Annotated in this window: 14 protein-coding genes and 1 pseudogene; 5 read left to right on the top strand and 10 right to left on the bottom strand. The window is 69.6% G+C overall.

Going from position 1 to position 17,616, the window contains the following annotated elements; genetic code table 11:
• A partial coding sequence (shbA, locus tag C2L59_RS23055) for an RNA polymerase sigma factor ShbA (protein WP_103350210.1) occupies positions 1-513 on the top strand: 513 nt, incomplete at its 5' end.
• A 433-nt stretch (positions 514-946) separates the two neighbouring features.
• On the opposite strand, the gene C2L59_RS23050 is transcribed toward shbA, so the two are convergent.
• Together C2L59_RS23050 and C2L59_RS23045 are read right to left on the bottom strand one after the other, a co-directional pair.
• On the bottom strand, positions 947-2,005 hold the full coding sequence (locus C2L59_RS23050) for a DUF4192 domain-containing protein (RefSeq protein ID WP_103351585.1): 1,059 nt from the start codon (positions 2,003-2,005) through the stop codon (positions 947-949).
• A 286-nt stretch (positions 2,006-2,291) separates the two neighbouring features.
• Positions 2,292-3,146, bottom strand: a complete 855-nt coding sequence (locus C2L59_RS23045) for a M23 family metallopeptidase (RefSeq protein WP_103351584.1) — start codon at positions 3,144-3,146, stop codon at positions 2,292-2,294.
• 94 nt (positions 3,147-3,240) lie between these two features.
• Here C2L59_RS23045 and C2L59_RS23040 point away from each other — a divergent pair, with 94 nt between their 5' ends.
• A complete protein-coding gene (locus tag C2L59_RS23040; protein ID WP_103351583.1) occupies positions 3,241-4,344 on the top strand; it encodes a sensor histidine kinase in 1,104 nt (367 codons plus the stop codon).
• Positions 4,341-4,982: a response regulator transcription factor gene (locus C2L59_RS23035; RefSeq protein WP_103351582.1), complete on the top strand. Its 642-nt coding sequence runs from the start codon at positions 4,341-4,343 to the stop codon at positions 4,980-4,982. Before C2L59_RS23040 ends, C2L59_RS23035 begins: the two co-directional genes overlap by 4 nt.
• Positions 4,983-4,987: 5 nt before the next feature.
• Here C2L59_RS23035 and C2L59_RS23030 read toward each other — a convergent pair whose 3' ends face one another.
• From C2L59_RS23030 to C2L59_RS23020, 3 genes and pseudogenes are all read right to left on the bottom strand, one after another.
• The gene (locus C2L59_RS23030; protein WP_103351581.1) at positions 4,988-6,385 is read right to left on the bottom strand and encodes an FAD-binding oxidoreductase; all 1,398 of its coding nucleotides are present in this window, start codon (positions 6,383-6,385) and stop codon (positions 4,988-4,990) included.
• A 57-nt stretch (positions 6,386-6,442) separates the two neighbouring features.
• Complete coding sequence (locus C2L59_RS23025) at positions 6,443-7,102, bottom strand: YdcF family protein (RefSeq protein ID WP_103351580.1); 660 nt, start codon at positions 7,100-7,102, stop codon at positions 6,443-6,445.
• Positions 7,102-8,897 (bottom strand): annotated as a pseudogene (locus C2L59_RS23020) (Xaa-Pro dipeptidyl-peptidase). The gene C2L59_RS23025 and the pseudogene C2L59_RS23020 overlap by 1 nt, the downstream one beginning before the upstream one ends.
• Positions 8,898-8,981: 84 nt before the next feature.
• Between C2L59_RS23020 and C2L59_RS23015 the strand changes: the two are divergent.
• Positions 8,982-10,535, top strand: a complete 1,554-nt coding sequence (locus C2L59_RS23015) for a DUF4139 domain-containing protein (protein WP_103351579.1) — start codon at positions 8,982-8,984, stop codon at positions 10,533-10,535.
• A gap of 64 nt (positions 10,536-10,599) precedes the next feature.
• Here C2L59_RS23015 and C2L59_RS23010 read toward each other — a convergent pair whose 3' ends face one another.
• The 4 genes from C2L59_RS23010 to C2L59_RS22995 all read right to left on the bottom strand — a co-directional run bounded on the left by C2L59_RS23010 (position 10,600) and on the right by C2L59_RS22995 (position 15,938).
• Complete coding sequence (locus C2L59_RS23010; protein WP_103351578.1) at positions 10,600-13,101, bottom strand: SIR2 family protein; 2,502 nt, start codon at positions 13,099-13,101, stop codon at positions 10,600-10,602.
• A 447-nt stretch (positions 13,102-13,548) separates the two neighbouring features.
• A complete protein-coding gene (locus C2L59_RS23005; RefSeq protein WP_103351577.1) occupies positions 13,549-13,980 on the bottom strand; it encodes a CBS domain-containing protein in 432 nt (143 codons plus the stop codon).
• A gap of 102 nt (positions 13,981-14,082) precedes the next feature.
• Positions 14,083-14,529 carry a hypothetical protein gene (locus C2L59_RS23000; protein ID WP_103351576.1) on the bottom strand — a complete coding sequence of 149 codons (447 nt, stop codon included), beginning with the start codon at positions 14,527-14,529 and terminating at the stop codon, positions 14,083-14,085.
• Complete coding sequence (locus C2L59_RS22995; RefSeq protein ID WP_103351575.1) at positions 14,526-15,938, bottom strand: PLP-dependent aminotransferase family protein; 1,413 nt, start codon at positions 15,936-15,938, stop codon at positions 14,526-14,528. Before C2L59_RS22995 ends, C2L59_RS23000 begins: the two co-directional genes overlap by 4 nt.
• Positions 15,939-16,022: 84 nt before the next feature.
• Between C2L59_RS22995 and C2L59_RS22990 the strand changes: the two genes are divergently transcribed.
• Entirely contained in the window at positions 16,023-16,592 is a 570-nt protein-coding gene (locus tag C2L59_RS22990) for a TIGR03086 family metal-binding protein (RefSeq protein WP_199199206.1), read from the top strand.
• Here C2L59_RS22990 and C2L59_RS22985 read toward each other — a convergent pair.
• Positions 16,585-17,559: a neutral zinc metallopeptidase gene (locus C2L59_RS22985; protein WP_103351573.1), complete on the bottom strand. Its 975-nt coding sequence runs from the start codon at positions 17,557-17,559 to the stop codon at positions 16,585-16,587. The genes C2L59_RS22990 and C2L59_RS22985 overlap by 8 nt on opposite strands.
• Positions 17,560-17,616 lie beyond the last annotated feature (57 nt).

Below are 17,616 nucleotides of genomic sequence, written 5' to 3'. Positions count from 1 at the left end.
GCCGCCATCCACTCGCTGCTCCAGATGATCGAGCCCGTGGTGGTCCGCTACTGCCGCGCGCGGATGGGCGGGCGCGACCTCTCCTACCTCTCGGCCGACGACGTCGCCCAGGAAGTCTGCCTGGCCGTGCTCAAGGCCCTGCCCGACTACCAGGACCGCGGCGGCTCCTTCCTCTACCTCGTCCACGCGATCGCCGCGAACAAGGTCGCCGACGCCTACCGCGCCGTCGCCCGCGACCGCTCTGAGCCCGTCCCCGAGCTCCCCGAGCGCCCGCTGCTCGCCGGCAACGAACCGGAAAGCCACGCGCTGCACCTCGACCTCGGCGCCCGGCTCGGCCGGCTGCTCGCCTCGCTGCCGCGCGTGCAGCAGGAAATCCTGACCCTGCGCATCGCCGTCGGCTTCTCGGCGACCGAAACCGCCGAAGCGCTCGGGATCTCCCCGGGCAACGTCCGCGTGACGCAGCACCGGGCCCTCACCCGGCTGCGCGGCATGATCCGCGACGACGAGTTCTGACCGACCACCCGCGCGGCGCAACCGCACGACACAGGAGTATTCAATGAGCCTTCCCCGTCGCTTACCGATCACACCTCGTCGACAGTGCGGTTCAGCCGCCCTTTTTTCGATGGCGGTTCTCGTGGTCGTCTTGGTTTTCACGACCGTGCTCATCATCGCCGGTCAACCGCTTGCCCTCGCCACAGCCGCCGCAACCACGCTGTTGGGCGCCACAGCACGGTTTTCCCGGCTCAGCCACCGAACACCTTCGACACGGCCATCCTGAACGAACGAGGTGTTCGGGAGCGCCGCCGTTGCACCACCTCCTTGACGACAACCACCTCAAGCAGGTGGTGCAACGAACCGATGAATCAGCTTCAGGATCACACGAATGCCGGCGCGTTCGTGTAGCCCCGTGCCCGACGTCAGCAGGAGGATCAAGCTCAACCAGCCCTCACACCGCTCGCTCCGCGTCGAAATCCGCCGGCTCCAGGCCGAAGGCGGCCACCGGGTCGGCCGCGGCCTCGGCCAGGCCGCGGATCACCTCCGGTGCCGTTCCCCGGTCCAGGACCGTCTTCAGCAGTCTTGCCAGCACGTGGTCCGGGGCCGCCTCCAGGGCGTTCTCCAGGGCCATGCCCGCGAACGCGCCGTCGCCGCGCATGTAGGCCGTGAAGCCCAGCAGGACCGCTGCTTCCGCGCGCTCCGGGGGTGGGATCTCCCGGACCAGCGTCAGCCACATGCGCTCGGCTTCCCGCGCCTCGGACGTCTCCGAAGGAATCGCCATCGCCAGGCACACGTCGCGGATCTCGGGGAGCGTCAACGCGCTCGCCACGCTCACCGCTTCTTCGTCCGTCGGCGGTCCTTCGCCGCGCCGCTGGCGGAAGAACGCCGCACGGATCGCCGATGCCGCTTCGTTCAGGTCCGGGCTCGGTGGGCACGGCAGCTGCGACAAGGCGGCCGAACGGCGGGTCAGCGCTTCCGGTGATCGTGGGGTCAGCAGGGCCTCGAGCTCGTCGCGGCTGTCGAACGCCACCGTGCCGCGCTCGGTGGCCTCGGCCGCCGTCACCGTTGCGCGGGGGTCCGGGAGCTCGCCGCCGCAGTCCGCGTTCAGGTAACAGCCCCAGGGGGCGCCCTCCGTGATGGTGGCCGCCCACAGGGCGTGCAGGACCGGGAGGCCGATATCGGCCAGCTCGTCTCTCAAGGCGTCGACGAAGCCCGCGTGCGGTGGCGGGCTGCCGGGTCTTCGCCGGCCGCCCACGACGGCCAGCGACACGCCGACGTGCGAGCCCGTGGCGAACCGGGACGCCAGCGCGCGGGCCTGGTGGGCCCGGTGTTCGCGGCGCGGGAGGTCGCCGCGCAGGATCAGGCCCGGGTCGTTCGCGGGCGGCAGGTGGCCGAGCAGGACGACCGACTTCGCGGGCCGGAAGCCGATCAGGTACGGGAGGGCGGCCAGCAGCTGCGCGGGCTCTCGGAGGTCGGCCGGCGGGCGGCCGGCCGGGGTGGCAGTGGTCATGCCTCCACGGTGGGGCAGGACGGGGCCGGATGGGGCGGTGGCGGCAAATCTGTGGATCGGCGGGGCCGATGTGGACAGAACCCGCCCGGCGAGGGCCGGGCGGGGCGTTCCTGTCGGTGGGGCGGGCTATGCTGCCCGGCCCCACCGGCCGGAGACTGATCTTGCGGGGCTCCGGATGACACCGGTCGCCTTGCGAGGCTCCGGGTAGCGGCGCCCGGCCCGGAGCGGAGGCCCGAGTGCCACCGACCCCTTTGCGGAGTCCAGGCCAAGCCCCGGGCGTCGCACCTCAGCCGCAGTGCTCGAAGCCGCTCTCGTACGTGTTCGCGCCCACCGAACCGCCCCACTTCACGCACGTGGAGCCGGCCGTCTTCTTCACCGGTCCCGCGTAGTACGTGAAACTGCCGGAGTCGGTCACCCGCGCCGAACCCTGGACCTCCAAGAACGCCGCGACCGGGCTGGCCGTGCCCAGCGACGTCGCCTTCAGGGTCGTCACGCAGTTCGCCTTGGTCGAGGCGTTGTACAGCAGGTACGCCGTGCCCGAGGAGTTCGCCAGGGCCTGCTGGTCCACCACGGAGAAGCCCGACCCGCAGACCTCCTCGGCGGAGTACGGGTTGCCGCCGCAGTGGTTCTTGCTGGTGAAGTTCGTGTGGCCGTAGTACGGCACCGCCACGCCGTTCAGCGCGGCCTTCTGCACCACGCCGTCCAGGCGCTCTTCGAAGTGCAGGTGCGGGCCGGTGACGCCGCCGGTCGCGCCGGCCTTGCCGATCTCCTTGCCGAGACCCACCGACTGCCCGACCGAGACCTCCTGCGCCGACAGGTGCGCGTAGCGGGTGCGCCAGCCGCCGCCGTGGTCCAGCTCGATCCACTTGCCGTAGCTCGTGCTGCCTTCGTCGGCCACCCGGGTCACCGTGCCGGACGCCGCCGCGAGCACCGGCATGCCGGAGATGCCGTCCTTCTGGAAGTCGACCGAGTACGCCGGGCTGTGGCCGCTGAACGTCGCCGCGGTCACCGTGACCCCGCACTTGAACGGCACCTGGAAGTTCGGCGCGGCCGAGGCGGTCGCCTGGCCGGCGAGGGTGAGGCCGAGCGCGGGCAGCGCCGCGGCGGCGGCGAGCAGGGCGAGCCGTCGCAACCTGGACATGGGAGAACCTCCTGACGAACGGGACAGCTTGACGCCACCCAGAGAAGTCCGCGCCGGTACATTTTCCGTACAAGCACCCCGCGGAGGACCCGACATGACGATCCGACGGCCGCAGGCGCAGGACTGGCTGCGCTGGGCGCTCGTCGCCGGGCCGATGTTCGCCGCGATGCCGCGCGCGAACGCCCTCGCCTGGGTCCTGATCGGACTCACCCTGGCCCTGTCGGTGCCGATCCTGTGGCTGCACGACGCCACCGCGCACCGGTGGGCGCCGGCCGTCGCCCTTGCCGTGATCGCCGCCGCGGCCGCGCTGCTGGCGGTGGTGCCGAACAGCTGGGCGTCGGTGACGCTGTTCGGCACCACCTTCTTCGTCGTCCTCAAGCAGCGGACCGGCCCGATCGTGCTGGCCGTGGCGATCGACGTCGCCGCGATCACCTGCTGGGCCGTCCTGCACGGCACCTGGCAGGGCGCCCTGCCCACGTACGCGGCCGTCGTCGTGATCGTGCTGCTCGGGCTGAACCGGCGCGCCCGGCTGGCCCGCATCGAACAGACCGAGCTCGCGCTGGCCCGCGCGCAGACCGCCAACGAGGAGCACGCCCGCGCGGCCGCCCTCGCCGAACGCGCCCGCATCGCCCGCGAGCTGCACGACGTCCTGGCGCACTCGCTCGCCGGGCTTTCGCTGAACCTGCAGGGCGCCCGGCTGATGCTGGTGCGCGACGGCGCGAGCCCGGACGCCGTCGCCCAGATCGAACGCGCGCAGACGCTGGCGGCGGAGGGCCTCGCCGAAGCACGCAAGGCCGTGGCCGCGCTGCGCGAGGACGCCGTCGGCGTCGAACGCGCGATCGCGGACCTCCTCGCCGCGTACCGGCTCGACAGCGGCGCCCGCGCGGACCTGGCGGTCGAAGGCGAGCCGCGCGAACTCGACCCGGCCGTCGGCACCGCCCTCGTCCGCGCGGTGCAGGAGGCGCTGGCCAACACCCGCAAGCACGCGGCGCAGGCCGACGTCGACGTCACCCTGGGCTACACCGACGCGGCGGTGCACCTGACCGTGGCCGACCGGCAGGGCAGGCGCCCGCCGGACGCACCGGCGGCAGGCTACGGTTTGCGCGGGATGGGCGAACGGGTCGCGCTGCTCGACGGGCGGCTGGAGAGCGGACCGGGGGAGGACGGATGGCGGATTCACCTGACGGTGCCGGCGTGACGCTGCGCGTCGTGCTGGCCGACGACCAGGCGGTCGTCCGGGAGGGCCTGGTGACGCTGCTCGGGCTGCTGCCGGGCATCGAGGTGGTCGGCGCCGCGGCCGACGGGCTCGCCGCGCTCGACCTGGTCGCCGCGCACCGGCCCGACGTCGTGCTGGTGGACCTGCGGATGCCGCGCTGCGACGGCGTCGAGACCACCGAACGGATCCGCGCCGAGCACCCCGGCACCGAGGTCGTCGTCCTGACCACCTACGCCGACGACGAAGCGCTGCTGGCCGCGTTGCGCGCCGGCGCCCGCGGGTTCCTCACCAAGGACGCCGACGCCGAAGCCATCGCGCGGGCGCTGCGCTCGGCCGCCGCCGGACAGTCCACTGTGGACGGCGAGCTGCAGCGGCGGCTCGTCGAAGCCGCCGCCCGCAGCACCCCGCGGCCCGTCAAGGAGGTCGAAGGCCTGACCGCGCGCGAGATCGAGGTACTGCGGCTGATCGCGGCCGGCCTGTCGAACACCGAGATCGCCCGAACGCTGGTGGTGAGCGAGGCGACCGTGAAGACCCACGTGAACCACCTGTTCGCCAAGGCCGGGCTGCGCGACCGCGCGCAGGCGGTCGCGTTCGCCTACCGGGCGGGCATCGCCGGCTGAGCTCCCTAGGGTGCCGGCGGGATGTTCGCGTTGTGGTGGAACACGTTCCGCGGGTCGTACGCCGCCTTGATGCGGGCCAGCCGTTCGTACTTGCCCGGGCCGTAAGACGTCCGGACGCGGTCGGCTTCGTACTCGGCCATGAAGTTGACGTACCCGCCCGCGTTGGCCGACAGCGGCGCCAGCGCCGTCCAGAACTCCCGCACCCAGGCCCGGTCGGCCGCGAACGGTTCCGGTTCGGCGGCGAGCGCGGCGATGTTCACGGCCAGGCACGTCCGCCGCGCGCCGCCGAAGGCCGTGCCGTCGTCGGCGGCCTCGGCGAACGCGCCGCGCAGCGCGAAGATCGGCATGATCGACATCGGCGAGCTCTTGCGCGGCAGGAAGTCCGCGATCACCTGGATCACCTCGTCGGTGAACTCCTCGGCGAAGGCGGCTTTCTCGTAGCCGAGGATCCCCCACGGCGCGGCGCCGTCGATCAACCGCTGCAGCTCGACGTACGGGATCGGCGAGACGAACTCGAACAGCGGCGCCGGCCCGGAGCGCGCCGCCTCGATCGCCCCGGCGTGCTGTTCTTCCCCGTCGAAGCCGGCGATCAGCACGGCGTAGCCCGGCCGGAAGTGGAACGCTTCGGGGACGAACGGCGCGGGCGGGGCGTTGAGCCCGGCGACGAGCACGCCCAGTTCGCCCGGCAACGTCCGGAGCAGCTCGCGGGCGTGCCGCAGCACGGCCACGCCGTCGTCGAGGCCGTAGAAGAGCAGCCCGAGGTGGACGACCGGGCCGACCGGGTGCAGCCGGAACTCGAACTCGGTGACGACGCCGAAGTTGCCGCCGCCGCCGCGCAGCGCCCAGAACAGGTCGGGGTGCTCCTCGGCGGACACGCGCAGGATTTCGCCGTCGGCGGTGACGAGCTCGGCCGACAGCAGGTTGTCGCAGGACAGGCCGTGCTTGCCGGTGAGCCAGCCGAAGCCGCCGCCGAGGGTGAGGCCGCCGACGCCGGTGTGGCTGACCGTGCCGCCCGGCACCGCGAGTGCGTACGCCTGCGTGGCGGCATCGAGCTGCGCCCAGGTCGTCCCGCCGCCGCAGCGCGCGGTCCGGCCGTCGGGGTCGACCGTGATCGCGGCCAGGGAGCTCAGGTCCAGGCAGAGACCACCCTCCACGACGGCCGCGCCGCCGAAGTTGTGGCCGCCGCCGCGCACCGAGACGTCGAGGCCGGCTTCGCGCGCGTAGGCGAGCGCGGTCGCCACGTCCGCGGGCCCGGCGGGCCGCACCACCACCGCGGGACGGCGGTCGATCTCGCCGTTCCAGACCGACCGGGCGACGTCGTAACCGGGTTCGCCGTCGGTCAGCACGGCTCCGGACAGCTGGGTGCGCAGGCTCTTCAAGGCGGGGTCGGCGGTCGAGGTCATGGCGGGTCCTCTCGCAGCGGGTAGAACGCCGGTAAGTCGCCTGACCTGCGAAAATCGTTACACTGAGTGATCGTCGGCGCGGATCAGCCGCTGGGTGAACCCCGCGTCGGCCAGCCGGCCGGAGGCCCGCCGGACCTCGGCGGGGACGTGCTGCGGGATGGCGAACCCCTGCTCGGCGTACTCGGTGATCCGCTGCGTCTCGCCGACGAGCATGCCGATCACCCGCTCGGCGTCTTCTTCGCCGCCGACGTGCTCCTCGAACGAGACCGCCTTCGACGCGCACACGACGTCGACCTCCGGCCAGAGCCGCTTGGCCGTCGCGTAGGCTCGGCGTTGCGCGTACGGCCGCGTCACCAGCGTCACGGACCGGATCTCGCGCCCGGGCAGCAGGCGCCGGGTGAACGCGATGTTCTCGCCGGTGTTGCGGGCCTGCGGCTCGACCAGGATGACGTCGCCGGGCACGCCCAGTTCCAGCGCGATCTCGCGGTAGTGGACCGCCTCGCCGCGCGGGAAGCGGTCCACCGTCGTGGGCGCGTTGGCCCCGGTGAAGACGACCAGCGGGAACCGCCCGGCGTGGAACAGCTCCGCCGTGTGGGCGGCCACGCCGGGGTCCCGGCTGCCGAGGCCGATCCCGACGTCCGAGCGCCGCGGCTCGTGCCGCAGGTCGTGGTACTCCCACAGCGTCCGGACGTCGGCGTGCAGGTGCTCCGGCAGCATCAGCCGAACGCGGCTCGCAGCGCGGGCTTGCCGCCGGTGACCGGGAGCGTCACCGCCGTCTTCGTCAGGTCGAGCGCCAGCCCCGCGCCCGGCTTCGGGCGCAGCGTGTAGTCGTGGTCGCTGGAGGCCAGCAGGAACTCCAGCCGGTGGCCGGCCGCCAGGATGTAGTCCTTCGGCATCAGCTCGACGCCGATCCGGTAGGTCTGCCCGGGCGTGATCGGCTCGGTGCGGGCCGGGGACGTGCGGTTCTGCGGGTCGGTCCAGCCGCGGCTGATCACGTGGGACGTGCCGTCGGGAGCCCGGTCGAGCAGGATCGCCGAGACGTTGGCCGCGGGCCGGTCGAACGCCAGCGCCAGGTCGGCGCGGGCGGTGCCGGACAGCCGGACGGCCTGCTTCGCCGCCGGAGTCGCGTACAGCAGGCGGTTGCCGGAGGAGGCGAGGCCGGCCAGCTGCTCGATCGTCTTCGCCGAGTCGTCGGCGAGGGTTTCCACGGCCGCCGTGCCCGGCACCGGGTTGCGGGTGTCGATCGTGCCCTTCGAGCGGCCGCCCGGCCACGGGTACACGCGGACGTCCGTGGTGCCCGGCGCGGGCCAGTCGGCCTCGTCGGTCCAGGACAGGTCCTCGCGCTGGATCGTCGCCTTCGGCTCGCGCTGGATGCCGTTGTCGATGCCGTAAAGGTAGTGCGACATCCACTTGTTCAGCGTCGCGAGCCAGACGTCGCGCCGCAGCGAGTACGGGTCGGCGTGGCCGGACTGGTGCAGCCAGATCTTGTGCTCGACCCCGCGGGCCTTCAGCGCCTCGTACCACTCGGCGACCTGGTCGGTCTTGACGTTCCAGTCGTTGAGGCCGTGCACCGCCAGCACCGACGCGTGCACCTTGGCGACGTCGTTGCGATAGTTCCGGACGTCCCAGAACGGCGTGTAGTCACCGGTGACGCGGTCCTGGTCGCGGGTCAGGCCGTCGATCACCGGGCGGCAGACCTGCCGGTCGGCGCGGGTGTAGACGTACTCGGCGAGCACGTCGGCGTCCTCGCCCTGGAACCCGCCGGCGGCGACGACCGCGCCGTCGTTGCGGTAGTACTGGTACCAGCTGGAGATGGCGGCGATCGGCACGATCGTCTCGAGCCCGGCGACCCCGGTGCTGGCCACGGCGTTGGGCAGCGTCCCGTTGTAGGACACGCCCATCATGCCGGTCTTGCCGGTGCTCCAGTCCGCCTTCGCCGCGGCGCCGTTCGCGTCCCGCGCCGGCGTGCGGCCGTTGAGCCAGTCGACGACCGAGCGCGCGCCGATCGTCTCGTTGACGTCACCGGTGGTCGGGCAGCCGGTCGAGAGGCCGCTGCCGAGCGATTCGCCGTAGACGACGGCGAACCCGCGCGCGGTGAAGTAGTCCTGGTAGCGCCAGTGATCGGGGTGGCCGGGCCGACGCCGTGCGCGGCGACGCGCGGGCCTTCCTTGCCGCGGGCGTACCCCGGCGCGTACAGCTCGACGTCGACGTCGTGGTTGGCGACGTCGTTGCCGCCGGCGTAGTACGGGCTGGCCTGGTAGACGACCGGTACCTTCAGCCCCTGCTGGGTCGCGCGCGGGCGCACGACCTGGGCGTGCACGAGGTCGTCGGTGCCGTCGTGGTCGCTGTCGACCGGCGCGGTGACCCAGACGTCTTCGCGGACGACGTCGGCCGGGTCGAACACCGGTTGCGCCTGGCCGCCGGTGAACACCGGGGCCGGTGGCGCGGCTTCGGCGACGCCCGCGGTCAGCGGCAGCGCGAGGACGGCGGCGAGCAGGACTGCGGCTTTCACTCAAACCCCCAAGCCGGGCGAAGCGGACGTCTGAAGACACTTCCGGTCCGCCCGCGGGGGTGTCAAGAGACTAACGTCGGAGGCATGCCGACCGTGGAAGCGCCGATTGCCGCCGTGACCGTCTACCCGCAGCAGGCGCGGATCACCCGCCGGGGCAAGGCCCCGCTCGACGGCGGGCCACGCCTGACGTTCGCCGGGCTGCCGCCGGCGTTGGACCCGGCTTCGGTGCGCGTCACCGGCACCGGGCCCGCGCTGATCACCGGCGTCGACGTGCGCACCGAGTGGCACGCCGCCCCGGCCGACGCGGCGCTGGAGGCGCTCGTCGAGCAACGGCGGACCGACCAGGCCACGCTCGACGGCGTCCTGGACGACGAAGCGGCCGAGACGATGAAGGTGGATCTGCTGACTTCGCTCGCGAAGCGCAGCGGCGGCAGCTTCGCGAAGGCCCTCGCCGCCGGCACCGCCGAACCCTCGCGCGTCGCCGAAGTCACCGACGCGCTGAGCGGGCGGCTCGCTTCGGCGTTGAAGGCCCGGCGGGCGCTGAGCGAGCGGATCGCGCGGCTGCGCGAGGACCTCGCCGCGCTCGACCGGCGGATCGAGGCGCAGGGCGCGCAGGCCGGGCGGGACAGCACTTCGGTGGTCGTGGAGCTGGAAATCTCCGAGCCGTCGGGGGAAGCCGAGCTGGAACTGTCCTATGTGGTCCCCGGCGCGAGCTGGGAGCCGGGTTACGACGTCCGGGTGCGCGGCACCGACGTCACCGTGGTGTCGTACGGGCTGGTCAGCCAGTACACGGGCGAAGACTGGCCGGAGTGCGACCTGGCGCTGTCGACGGCCCGGCCGGCGGTGTCGGTGGTGGTCCCGGAACTCTCGCCCTGGTACCTGGACCGGGTCCACCCGATCCCCGCGACTCCTGCGGCGGCCTACGGCGGGGCGGGTGGCGGAATCCCGGAAGGCGCGCGGATGGCCCGGCTGTCCGCGGCGCCGGCGATGGCGCCGAAGCTGGCGTCGGTCGAGCAGGGCACGACGGCGGTGACGTACCGGCCTTCGCGGCCGGTGGCGGTGCCGTCGGGAGCGTCCGGCCACCGGACCACGTTGGCGCAGCTGGATCTCACCGCATCGCTGGGGTACGTCACGGCGCCGGTTGTGGCGGAGGAGGCGTACTTGCGGGCGACCGTCGTCAACACTTCGGAGCAGGCCTTGCGGCCGGGCCGCGCTTCGGTGTTCCACGACACGGAGTTCGTCGGGACGACGGTGCTCGAGCCGTGGGCCCCCGGGGAAGAACTCGAGCTGGCGCTGGGGGTCGACGACCGGATCCGCGTGGAGCGCGAACTGGTCCGCCGCACGGCTTCGAAGGCGACGCTGTCGGGCCAGAAACGGCGTGAGGCGGAGTACGAGATTTCGGTCGGCAACCACGGGCCGCGACCGGCGGAGGTGACGGTGCTGGACCAGGCGCCGGTCTCGCGGGACGACACGATCACGGTGCGGGACGTGAAGACGTCGCCGGACCCGGTGGAGACGTCGGCGCTGGGCGAGTTCACCTGGCGGCTGACGCTGGCGCCCGGGGAAACCCGGAAGGTGACGCTGTCCTACCGGGTGGATGTCGCGAAGGGCGTGGAACTGTCGGGCTGGCGGGAGTAGCGGTGACACGTCAGCCAAGGCTCACAACAACGCCTCAACAACACCAACCAACGCTGCAAATCTCTCACATGAGAGACTTATATCGTCTTTGCAAACCCAGAAGTTCACGCTTCACGGAATCATTATTCCCAGCCACAACAGCAATCGAAGCATGAATACGGTGCCAGTCGTCGCGGAGACGCTCGACCACGTCAGCATCGAAGACTGCCTCATGATTTACTACTCTCTCGAGCACACGAAGCGAATACCTCAAAAATGCTAGCCACGTGACCAGATTCGCCGGGTCTTCCTCGCTGGCTGCATCGAAAGCGTCGAAAGCACGATCATAATACGGGACGATTTCTTCTTCTGAGCCGAGTTCAGCCTTTGTCAAAAGTACGGTCCCAAGGGTAGTCAAACTATATGCGTCACGTACAATATTCACACCACGCAGCGCAAACGACTCAGCTCGGGCGAGGATTTCAGGTCTTTGGCGACCCAGCGTTCTGCACATGATCGCTCGCTGTTCCCAGTATCGAGAACTCCACGACCCAAACGTTGAAGCCAGGGACTCGTACCACGGCTCCAGGTCAAGCCCCGGGAATACTTCGGCCAAGTTATGGTATACCATAACCGAACCGACCAGCATTGATGTTGCATTGCGCTCACGCTGACTTGCACGACTGAGCCTCGGGCCCATTCGACTAAGCGCAGCAGCCAAAAAATCCAATGCATTTTTAGCGCCAATTTTCTCGATCGATGGGTCCAGCGCCATCCACCGGTTCTTCGCCACCAGCCATCGACCATCAATTCTCACGGTGGCTGCAAGATTACCGTTCCCCTGAACAATACCTTCGATTCGATCACTATCGACATCAAGAGCGCGCGCCACATCGATGATGAGCAGGCGTCGCGATAGCCGAGCAGCGAACGACGCCAGCAGCAAAATCCTCAAGTCCTGCTCTGATCTCAACGACTTCACAAGACTGGTTATCCGCCGCCCAAATCCTGGCGCATTCTCCAACTGCGCCATCCCGTCGAATATCTCCCGATTTCGGAAATGCGCAATTCTGACACTGTCCTTTTTTCCCTCAAGGACTCCTAGTCTCGTCATATCGTTCAGCTTGTCAACCAAGCGAGTGGCGTCGATCCTGCTCAGCTTTGAGCTGATCGTTGCAACACGATGATGAACTAGATATACATCACTCAATCGGCTCAGAATATTGGCAACCTTCTCGATGCCATCGACAGCCACGCAACATACGCTCAGATTCATGCCGCGAGCTCTGACCAAAATTTCCGCTACATCATCGGCAACGTCGGCGATGGTGTCAAAAAGAAGAGCGACCGCCCTCCCGCTCGCAGCAAAGCTAAGAATCGCTTCGACATCGATTCTTTCGTCGTCGTCAAATAGGAATACCCGCCAAGACAATCTCCTTAACTCTTTTCCCGCTGCAAGGAGGCCAACGCTTCGACCAGTAAGTCGATCACCGACGTATATGATTGCGCTAGAAGCTGCAACACCATGCTTCCCAAGAGCGCGACAGTCGTTACGAATACTTTGAATCCACTGAAGGTCGGCATGCCTGTCATTTACAACGTCACCCCACCTAGGCGCATCGCCTCCGATGAAGTCATGCGAAGCAGGTGCTCCAGCTTGATTTTCGTTAAGTTCGCGGAACTGCCTACCGACGCGAAGGGCCAGCTCATCTTGTCGGCTTGGCGGCCTGCTGAGATCGATCTTGATAAGCTCGGACCAAGCTTCAGCGAATTGCTCCGCCGTCATCCTGATCGGAATCAGGCCCCAACTGACCATATCACGCTCAGCAGCCGAAGATATCCAAGGGTTCACATATAAACTTGGAGCATCTTGCCTTGGCGTACGATTCGCCACCACCGCCTCAATGTCCGGCTCATCTCGCAATCGGGCACCTATTATGACAAATGGCGAGACGCCGTACATATCACGAAAATTGAGCGGCCAAGCCGCTCTCGAAGTGCCAGCTTGCGTATATTCACTGAGGGAAAAGATCAATTTTCTCGGCGTGTTCCGGTCTACGCAGCCATGTAGATGAACAACCTGCAAGTCATGACTTTGCTTGAAGTCGTCATCCCAGTTGATCACCCTGATAATGCGAGATAGATCGGTTGCCACGCGGCTGTACGCTTGCTCGAACGAGTCGTCGATGTTCAACGTCCACACCGTTGACCACGGAGCACGAGCGAGCAAATCCATCCAATTCGGAGGTTTTACGCCCCAGAATTTTTGCCTGAGCCACTTGTAGACATCGCTGCGTCCAACACTCTCAATTGCGCGCGAGTATACGCGCCACAGGAGGTCACCCTCTTCCATCGGTACGTCAAATTCATCAGCGATCAACTTAGCCAGTTGCATACCCGTCGGAAGTGGAACCCCAGCAGTGTCGATAGATTCGAGACTTGCGCCGGCGCCTAGCAAGAGGTTGTAGTCGCCCGCAAGGACAGCACGCCTGATAGCGGACTCCTGCGCCCCAGTCAAACCTAGATCCACGACCAGGCCACCCCTCTCGAACCCATCCACCCGCGGACGACCGAAGCCCACGATCATTCCGACCACTCGGGAATGTCAGATAGTCGAAAAACCCATCCCATGCGTTACAAACAAAATTGATTACAAAATACACGGCCAGTTGGTGAAATTCCAACTTCGGAGCGTTCGTCGGCTGGATGCCAGGTGAACACCACAGCTACCTTCCGACATTGCCAAAGCCTATGATCAACCCCGGCAGAATTGGCGCCCCATATTGATATTCAAAGCTGCGAAAACTACAGCAATAACGAAACTGAACGATATATTTGCGCAGCCACCAATCAACGGGGGCAATAATCGCGCGCAAGAGTACGACCTCTCGCGAATACACTCGAAGAGGCTATGCCGTACCTTCGAGGTGCGACCGTCAGGCGTCGCAGCGGGTGGCCAAGTTCATTTGCTGAAACGCTGGAGCGGGGTCGGCCAGGAGCAAATGGGCCGACCCACGGCTCTGCCAGCGGTCACCTAACCCTGCGAAATGTAGGCCTGCAGCTGTTCCTGGCTCTGCTCCAGCTGTTCCATCCGGTTCTTCACCACGTCCCCGATGGACACGATCCCCGCGAGCCTGCCGTTCTCCAGCACCGGTACGTGCCGGATGCGGCGTTCGGTCATCAGGACCGACAGCTGGTCCACCGAGTCGTCCGGGGTGCAGCTCGCCACCAGTTTCGTCATGATCTCCGACACCGGGCCGTCGAGCAGGGCCGGGCCGTGCTCGTTCAGGCGCCGGACCACGTCGCGCTCCGAGACGATGCCCGCGATCGATCCGTCCGGGGCGACCACCACCATTGCGCCGACGTTGTGTTCGGCCAGGCCGGTCAGCAGCGTCGTCACCGTCGTCTCCGGGGTGACCGTCGCGACCGCCGACCCCTTCTTGCGCAGCAGATCCGCAATCCGCATGGCGATCCTTCCCGTCGGTGAGCTGGATCACCACAGGTTAGGGCCCGGGAGCGCCCCGCGAAAGTCCGGCAAACGGGGCGTCTTCGTGGTGAAGCGGGAGGTTCAGCTGAGCCGTTCGGCCAGGCCGTCCAGCGCCAGGCGGATCCCGGCCGCGTAGTCGTCGTCGGCGAGGGCGTCCAGGCGGGCGCGGGCCAGCGCCAGCTGCTCGCGGGCCGCCGCCAGATCACCGAGCTTGCGGTAGTCCTCGCCGAGGTTGAGGTGCAGGGACGGGTAGAACCCGCGCACGGCCAGGGACGCGTGGTACTCCTGGGCTCGCGAGTCGGTCAGCGAGTCGGCCGCCGCCAGGGCCAGCAGGTCCCACTCGAGTTCCTCGGCCGGGTCGTCGCAGACGTCGGCCATGTGGTGGGCGAGCGCGACGCGGTGCAGCGGGTCGCCGTCTTCGCCGATCGACGCCCACAGGGCCGCGAAGGTCGCATACGCGCCCGCGCGGTCGCCGCCGATGTGCTGCCGCAGACCGGCGTCGATCGCCACCATCACGTCGTCGGTCATGCCGTCCCCTCGTCCGCCAGTGCGCGCAGCCGCGCCAGTCCCGGCTCGATGCGCTCGGCCGCGACCGCACCGTAACCGAAGACGAGCCCGTGCCGCCGCTCCCCCACCCCGAAGTCGCCCAGCGAGTACAGCCGGACGCCACGACGGCGCGCCGCGCGGACCAGCGGGCCGCAGTCCGTCGCGGAAACCGCGCTCAGGTGCAGGCCCGCGGACGACGGCAGCGGCGTAAGGAAGTCCGCGAACGAAGCCAGCGAGCGGGACAGCAGTTCGTGCCGGGCGCGGTAGACCTTCCGCATCCGCCGGACGTGCCGGGCGAAGCCGCCTTCGGCCAGGAACGCCGCCAGCGCCGCCTGCTCGACGTTCGGTGCGTGCCAGTCGGTGAGGTAGCGGGCCTTGACCAGCGCGGGCACCAGCGACGGCGGCGCGACGAGGAACCCCAGCCGCAACGCCGGCGAGAGCACCTTCGAGAACGAGCCGACGTACACGACGCGGCCCCGGGAATCCAGGCTGTGCAACGGTTCCAGGGGCCGGCCGGTGTAGCGGAACTCGCTGTCGTAGTCGTCCTCGACGAGCACGGCGTCGTTGCGTTCGGCCCAGTCCAGCAGCTCGAGCCGGCGGTCCAGCGACATCGACAGGCCGAGCGGGTACTGGTGCGACGGCGTCACGTACACCAGCCGCGTGCCCGCCGGAATGGCCTCGACGACGATCCCGGACGCGTCCACCGGCACCGGCGCGACGCGGATGCCGCGGGCGCCGAGCACCAGCCGCGGCGGCGGGTAGCCGGGGTCTTCGACGGCGGCGAGGTCGCCGTGCCGCAGCAGGACCCGCGCGACGAGGTCGGTCGTCTGCTGGGCGCCGGCGGTCACGACGACCTGCGCCGCGCTCGCCCGGACGTCCCGCGACACGCCGACGTGCCGGGCGATCTCGGCGCGCAACCCGGCGTGACCCTGCGGGTCGCCGTAGGTCATCAGGTCGGCTTGGCCCGCGCGCAGCCGCTGCGTGATCAGCCGCCGCCAGGTGTCGAACGGGAACAGCGAAAGGTCCGGGACGCCCGGCCGGAAGTCGAACTCCGGCGCCGGGGCGAAGGGCGCGGGCGGGCGCGGCACGGCGTCCCATTCCGGCAGGGGCCGCACCCCCGGAGCGTCCAGGACCGGCGAAGGGCGCTCCGCGGGCGAAGCGGTGACGAACGTGCCCGCGCCGACGCGGCCGGTGAGGAACCCCTCGGCGGTGAGCCGGTCGTAGGCCGCGCTGACCGTCGTGCGGGAGACCACCAGCCGCTGCGCGAGCTCGCGGGTCGGCGGCAGCGCCTCGCCGGGCCGGATCCGGCCGGCCAGGATGGCCGCGCGCAGCTGCCGGTAGATCGCGTCGCGGTGACCGCGCGTCCCGGTCAGGTCGATGTGGACCTCCATCGGCCCGAGTCTAGATTGGCCCACGAAGGTTGCGGTGGATTTGGCACTGTTCGTGGTCCGCTCCCCCCGCTTAGCGTGCCCAGCATGGATCTCCGCGAACTCGACCGCCGCACCCTGCTCGTCCTCGACAAGATCGTCGCCGCCGTGACCCCGGCCGACCTCACCCGCCCCACGCCGTGCGCCGGCTGGACCCTGGCCGACCTGCTCCGCCACCAGGTCAGCGAGAACCACGCGTTCGCGACGGCCGCCCGCGAAGGCTCGGCCCCGGACTGGGACGCCGGCGTCCTCGGCGACGACCCCCACGCCGCGTACCGGGCGTCCGTCGACGACTTCCTCGCCGCCTTCGCCGGCGACGCCGTGCTGGAGAAGCAGCTCACCATCAACCACTTCGGCACGTTCCCCGGCTCGATCGCCGCGCACATGCACCTGGTCGACACCGTCGCGCACGGCCGGGACCTGGCCCGCACGCTCGGTCTGCCCTACGAGCCGGACGCCGAAGCCGTGTACATCGCCACCAAGCTGGCCGAGCGGATCCCGGACGAGGGCCGTGAGAAGAACGGCTCGTTCGCCCACAGCGTCGCGCTGCCCGCGGGCGCGAGCGACCTCGACCGGTTCCTGGCCTTGCTCGGCCGCGACCCGGCCTGGGTCAGCTGACCTCGGCGACCGGCGCGCTCCAGGTGTCGCACGCCTTCGTGAGCTTGCCGTCGTAGCCGGCCTTCGCCCAGGACAGCTGGTGCTCGCGCGAACCGTGCGTGTCGCTGTTGTCGGCCCGCCCGTAGTCGGCGACGGCCGCGTTCGCCAGCGACCGGCTGATCGAACCCGAGCCGGCGACGGCGGCCAGGAACAGCGCGCCGAAGCAGTTGGCCTGCAGCTCGATCCGGCGGACGACCTCCTTGTCGGCCGAGCTGTTCTCGTCCGGCGAGGTCATCTTGTCCGCCGCCGCCGACAGGATGCCGCTCTCGCGCTGCACGTGGTGGCCGTACTCGTGGGCGATCGTCGCGATGTGCCGGGCCTTGTTGAGGCCGGCGTCCGAGAGCATCCAGTCGGTCGGGGCGTAGATCGTCGTGTCGCCGCCGCAGTAGTAGGCGACGGCTTCGTTCTCCGTCGGCGCTTCGCCGCACGCGCTGTGCTCCGGCAGCGTCACCGAGACGGAGGCGAGCAGCCTGGGCTCGTTCGCCTTCTCCAGGGCCGGGCGCCAGGACTGCTGCAAGCAGTCGACGAGTGCGCCGTAGTACGCCTTGAGCTGGTCGGGCGCCCGGCCGAGTTCGGGCAGGGTGCAGGTGGCCGGCCCCGGGCTGATGCCGTCGCCGAGCAGCGGGTTGCGGGCCAGCTCCGGCACGGGTTTCACCTCCGAGCCGCCGCTGTACGCCCGGCCGTTGCCGGCGCCCTGCGCGGCGAACGCGCGCCCGTCGACCCGGCGCGGGATGGTCGCGGCGATCAGCGTGAAGGCCAGCACGACGACCAGCACCCCGCCGACGGCGCCCCAGAGCCGGTTGCGCGGCGGGGCGATCGGGACGGGCGGTGCGGCGGCCCAGTTCGGCGCCCACGGGTTCGGCTCCGGGACCCAGGCGGGTTCCGGCGGCCGGGCCGTCCCCGGCCACGGCGGTTCGGCGTCGTTCACGGTCTCCCCCTGCTGTGTGGCATCAGCATACGGACCTCCCGGATGGCCGGGATCACG

The sequence above is a fragment of the Amycolatopsis sp. CA-128772 genome, assembly GCF_002904295.1.
Classification (GTDB): Bacteria; Actinomycetota; Actinomycetes; order Mycobacteriales; family Pseudonocardiaceae; genus Amycolatopsis.
The sequence above is the reverse complement of the archived record's forward strand: the minus strand, read 5'-3'. Positions and strand labels throughout refer to the sequence as shown.

Coding starts and splice junctions, on each gene's coding strand:
- C2L59_RS23050 (WP_103351585.1), bottom strand. CDS start 2,005: ATGACCACTGCCACCCCGGCCGGCCGCCCGCCGGCCGACCTCCGAGAG.
- C2L59_RS23045 (WP_103351584.1), bottom strand. CDS start 3,146: ATGTCCAGGTTGCGACGGCTCGCCCTGCTCGCCGCCGCCGCGGCGCTG.
- C2L59_RS23040 (WP_103351583.1), top strand. CDS start 3,241: ATGACGATCCGACGGCCGCAGGCGCAGGACTGGCTGCGCTGGGCGCTC.
- C2L59_RS23030 (WP_103351581.1), bottom strand. CDS start 6,385: ATGACCTCGACCGCCGACCCCGCCTTGAAGAGCCTGCGCACCCAGCTG.
- C2L59_RS23025 (WP_103351580.1), bottom strand. CDS start 7,102: ATGCTGCCGGAGCACCTGCACGCCGACGTCCGGACGCTGTGGGAGTAC.
- C2L59_RS23015 (WP_103351579.1), top strand. CDS start 8,982: ATGCCGACCGTGGAAGCGCCGATTGCCGCCGTGACCGTCTACCCGCAG.
- C2L59_RS23010 (WP_103351578.1), bottom strand. CDS start 13,101: ATGATCGTGGGCTTCGGTCGTCCGCGGGTGGATGGGTTCGAGAGGGGT.
- C2L59_RS23005 (WP_103351577.1), bottom strand. CDS start 13,980: ATGCGGATTGCGGATCTGCTGCGCAAGAAGGGGTCGGCGGTCGCGACG.
- C2L59_RS23000 (WP_103351576.1), bottom strand. CDS start 14,529: ATGACCGACGACGTGATGGTGGCGATCGACGCCGGTCTGCGGCAGCAC.
- C2L59_RS22995 (WP_103351575.1), bottom strand. CDS start 15,938: ATGGAGGTCCACATCGACCTGACCGGGACGCGCGGTCACCGCGACGCG.
- C2L59_RS22990 (WP_199199206.1), top strand. CDS start 16,023: ATGGATCTCCGCGAACTCGACCGCCGCACCCTGCTCGTCCTCGACAAG.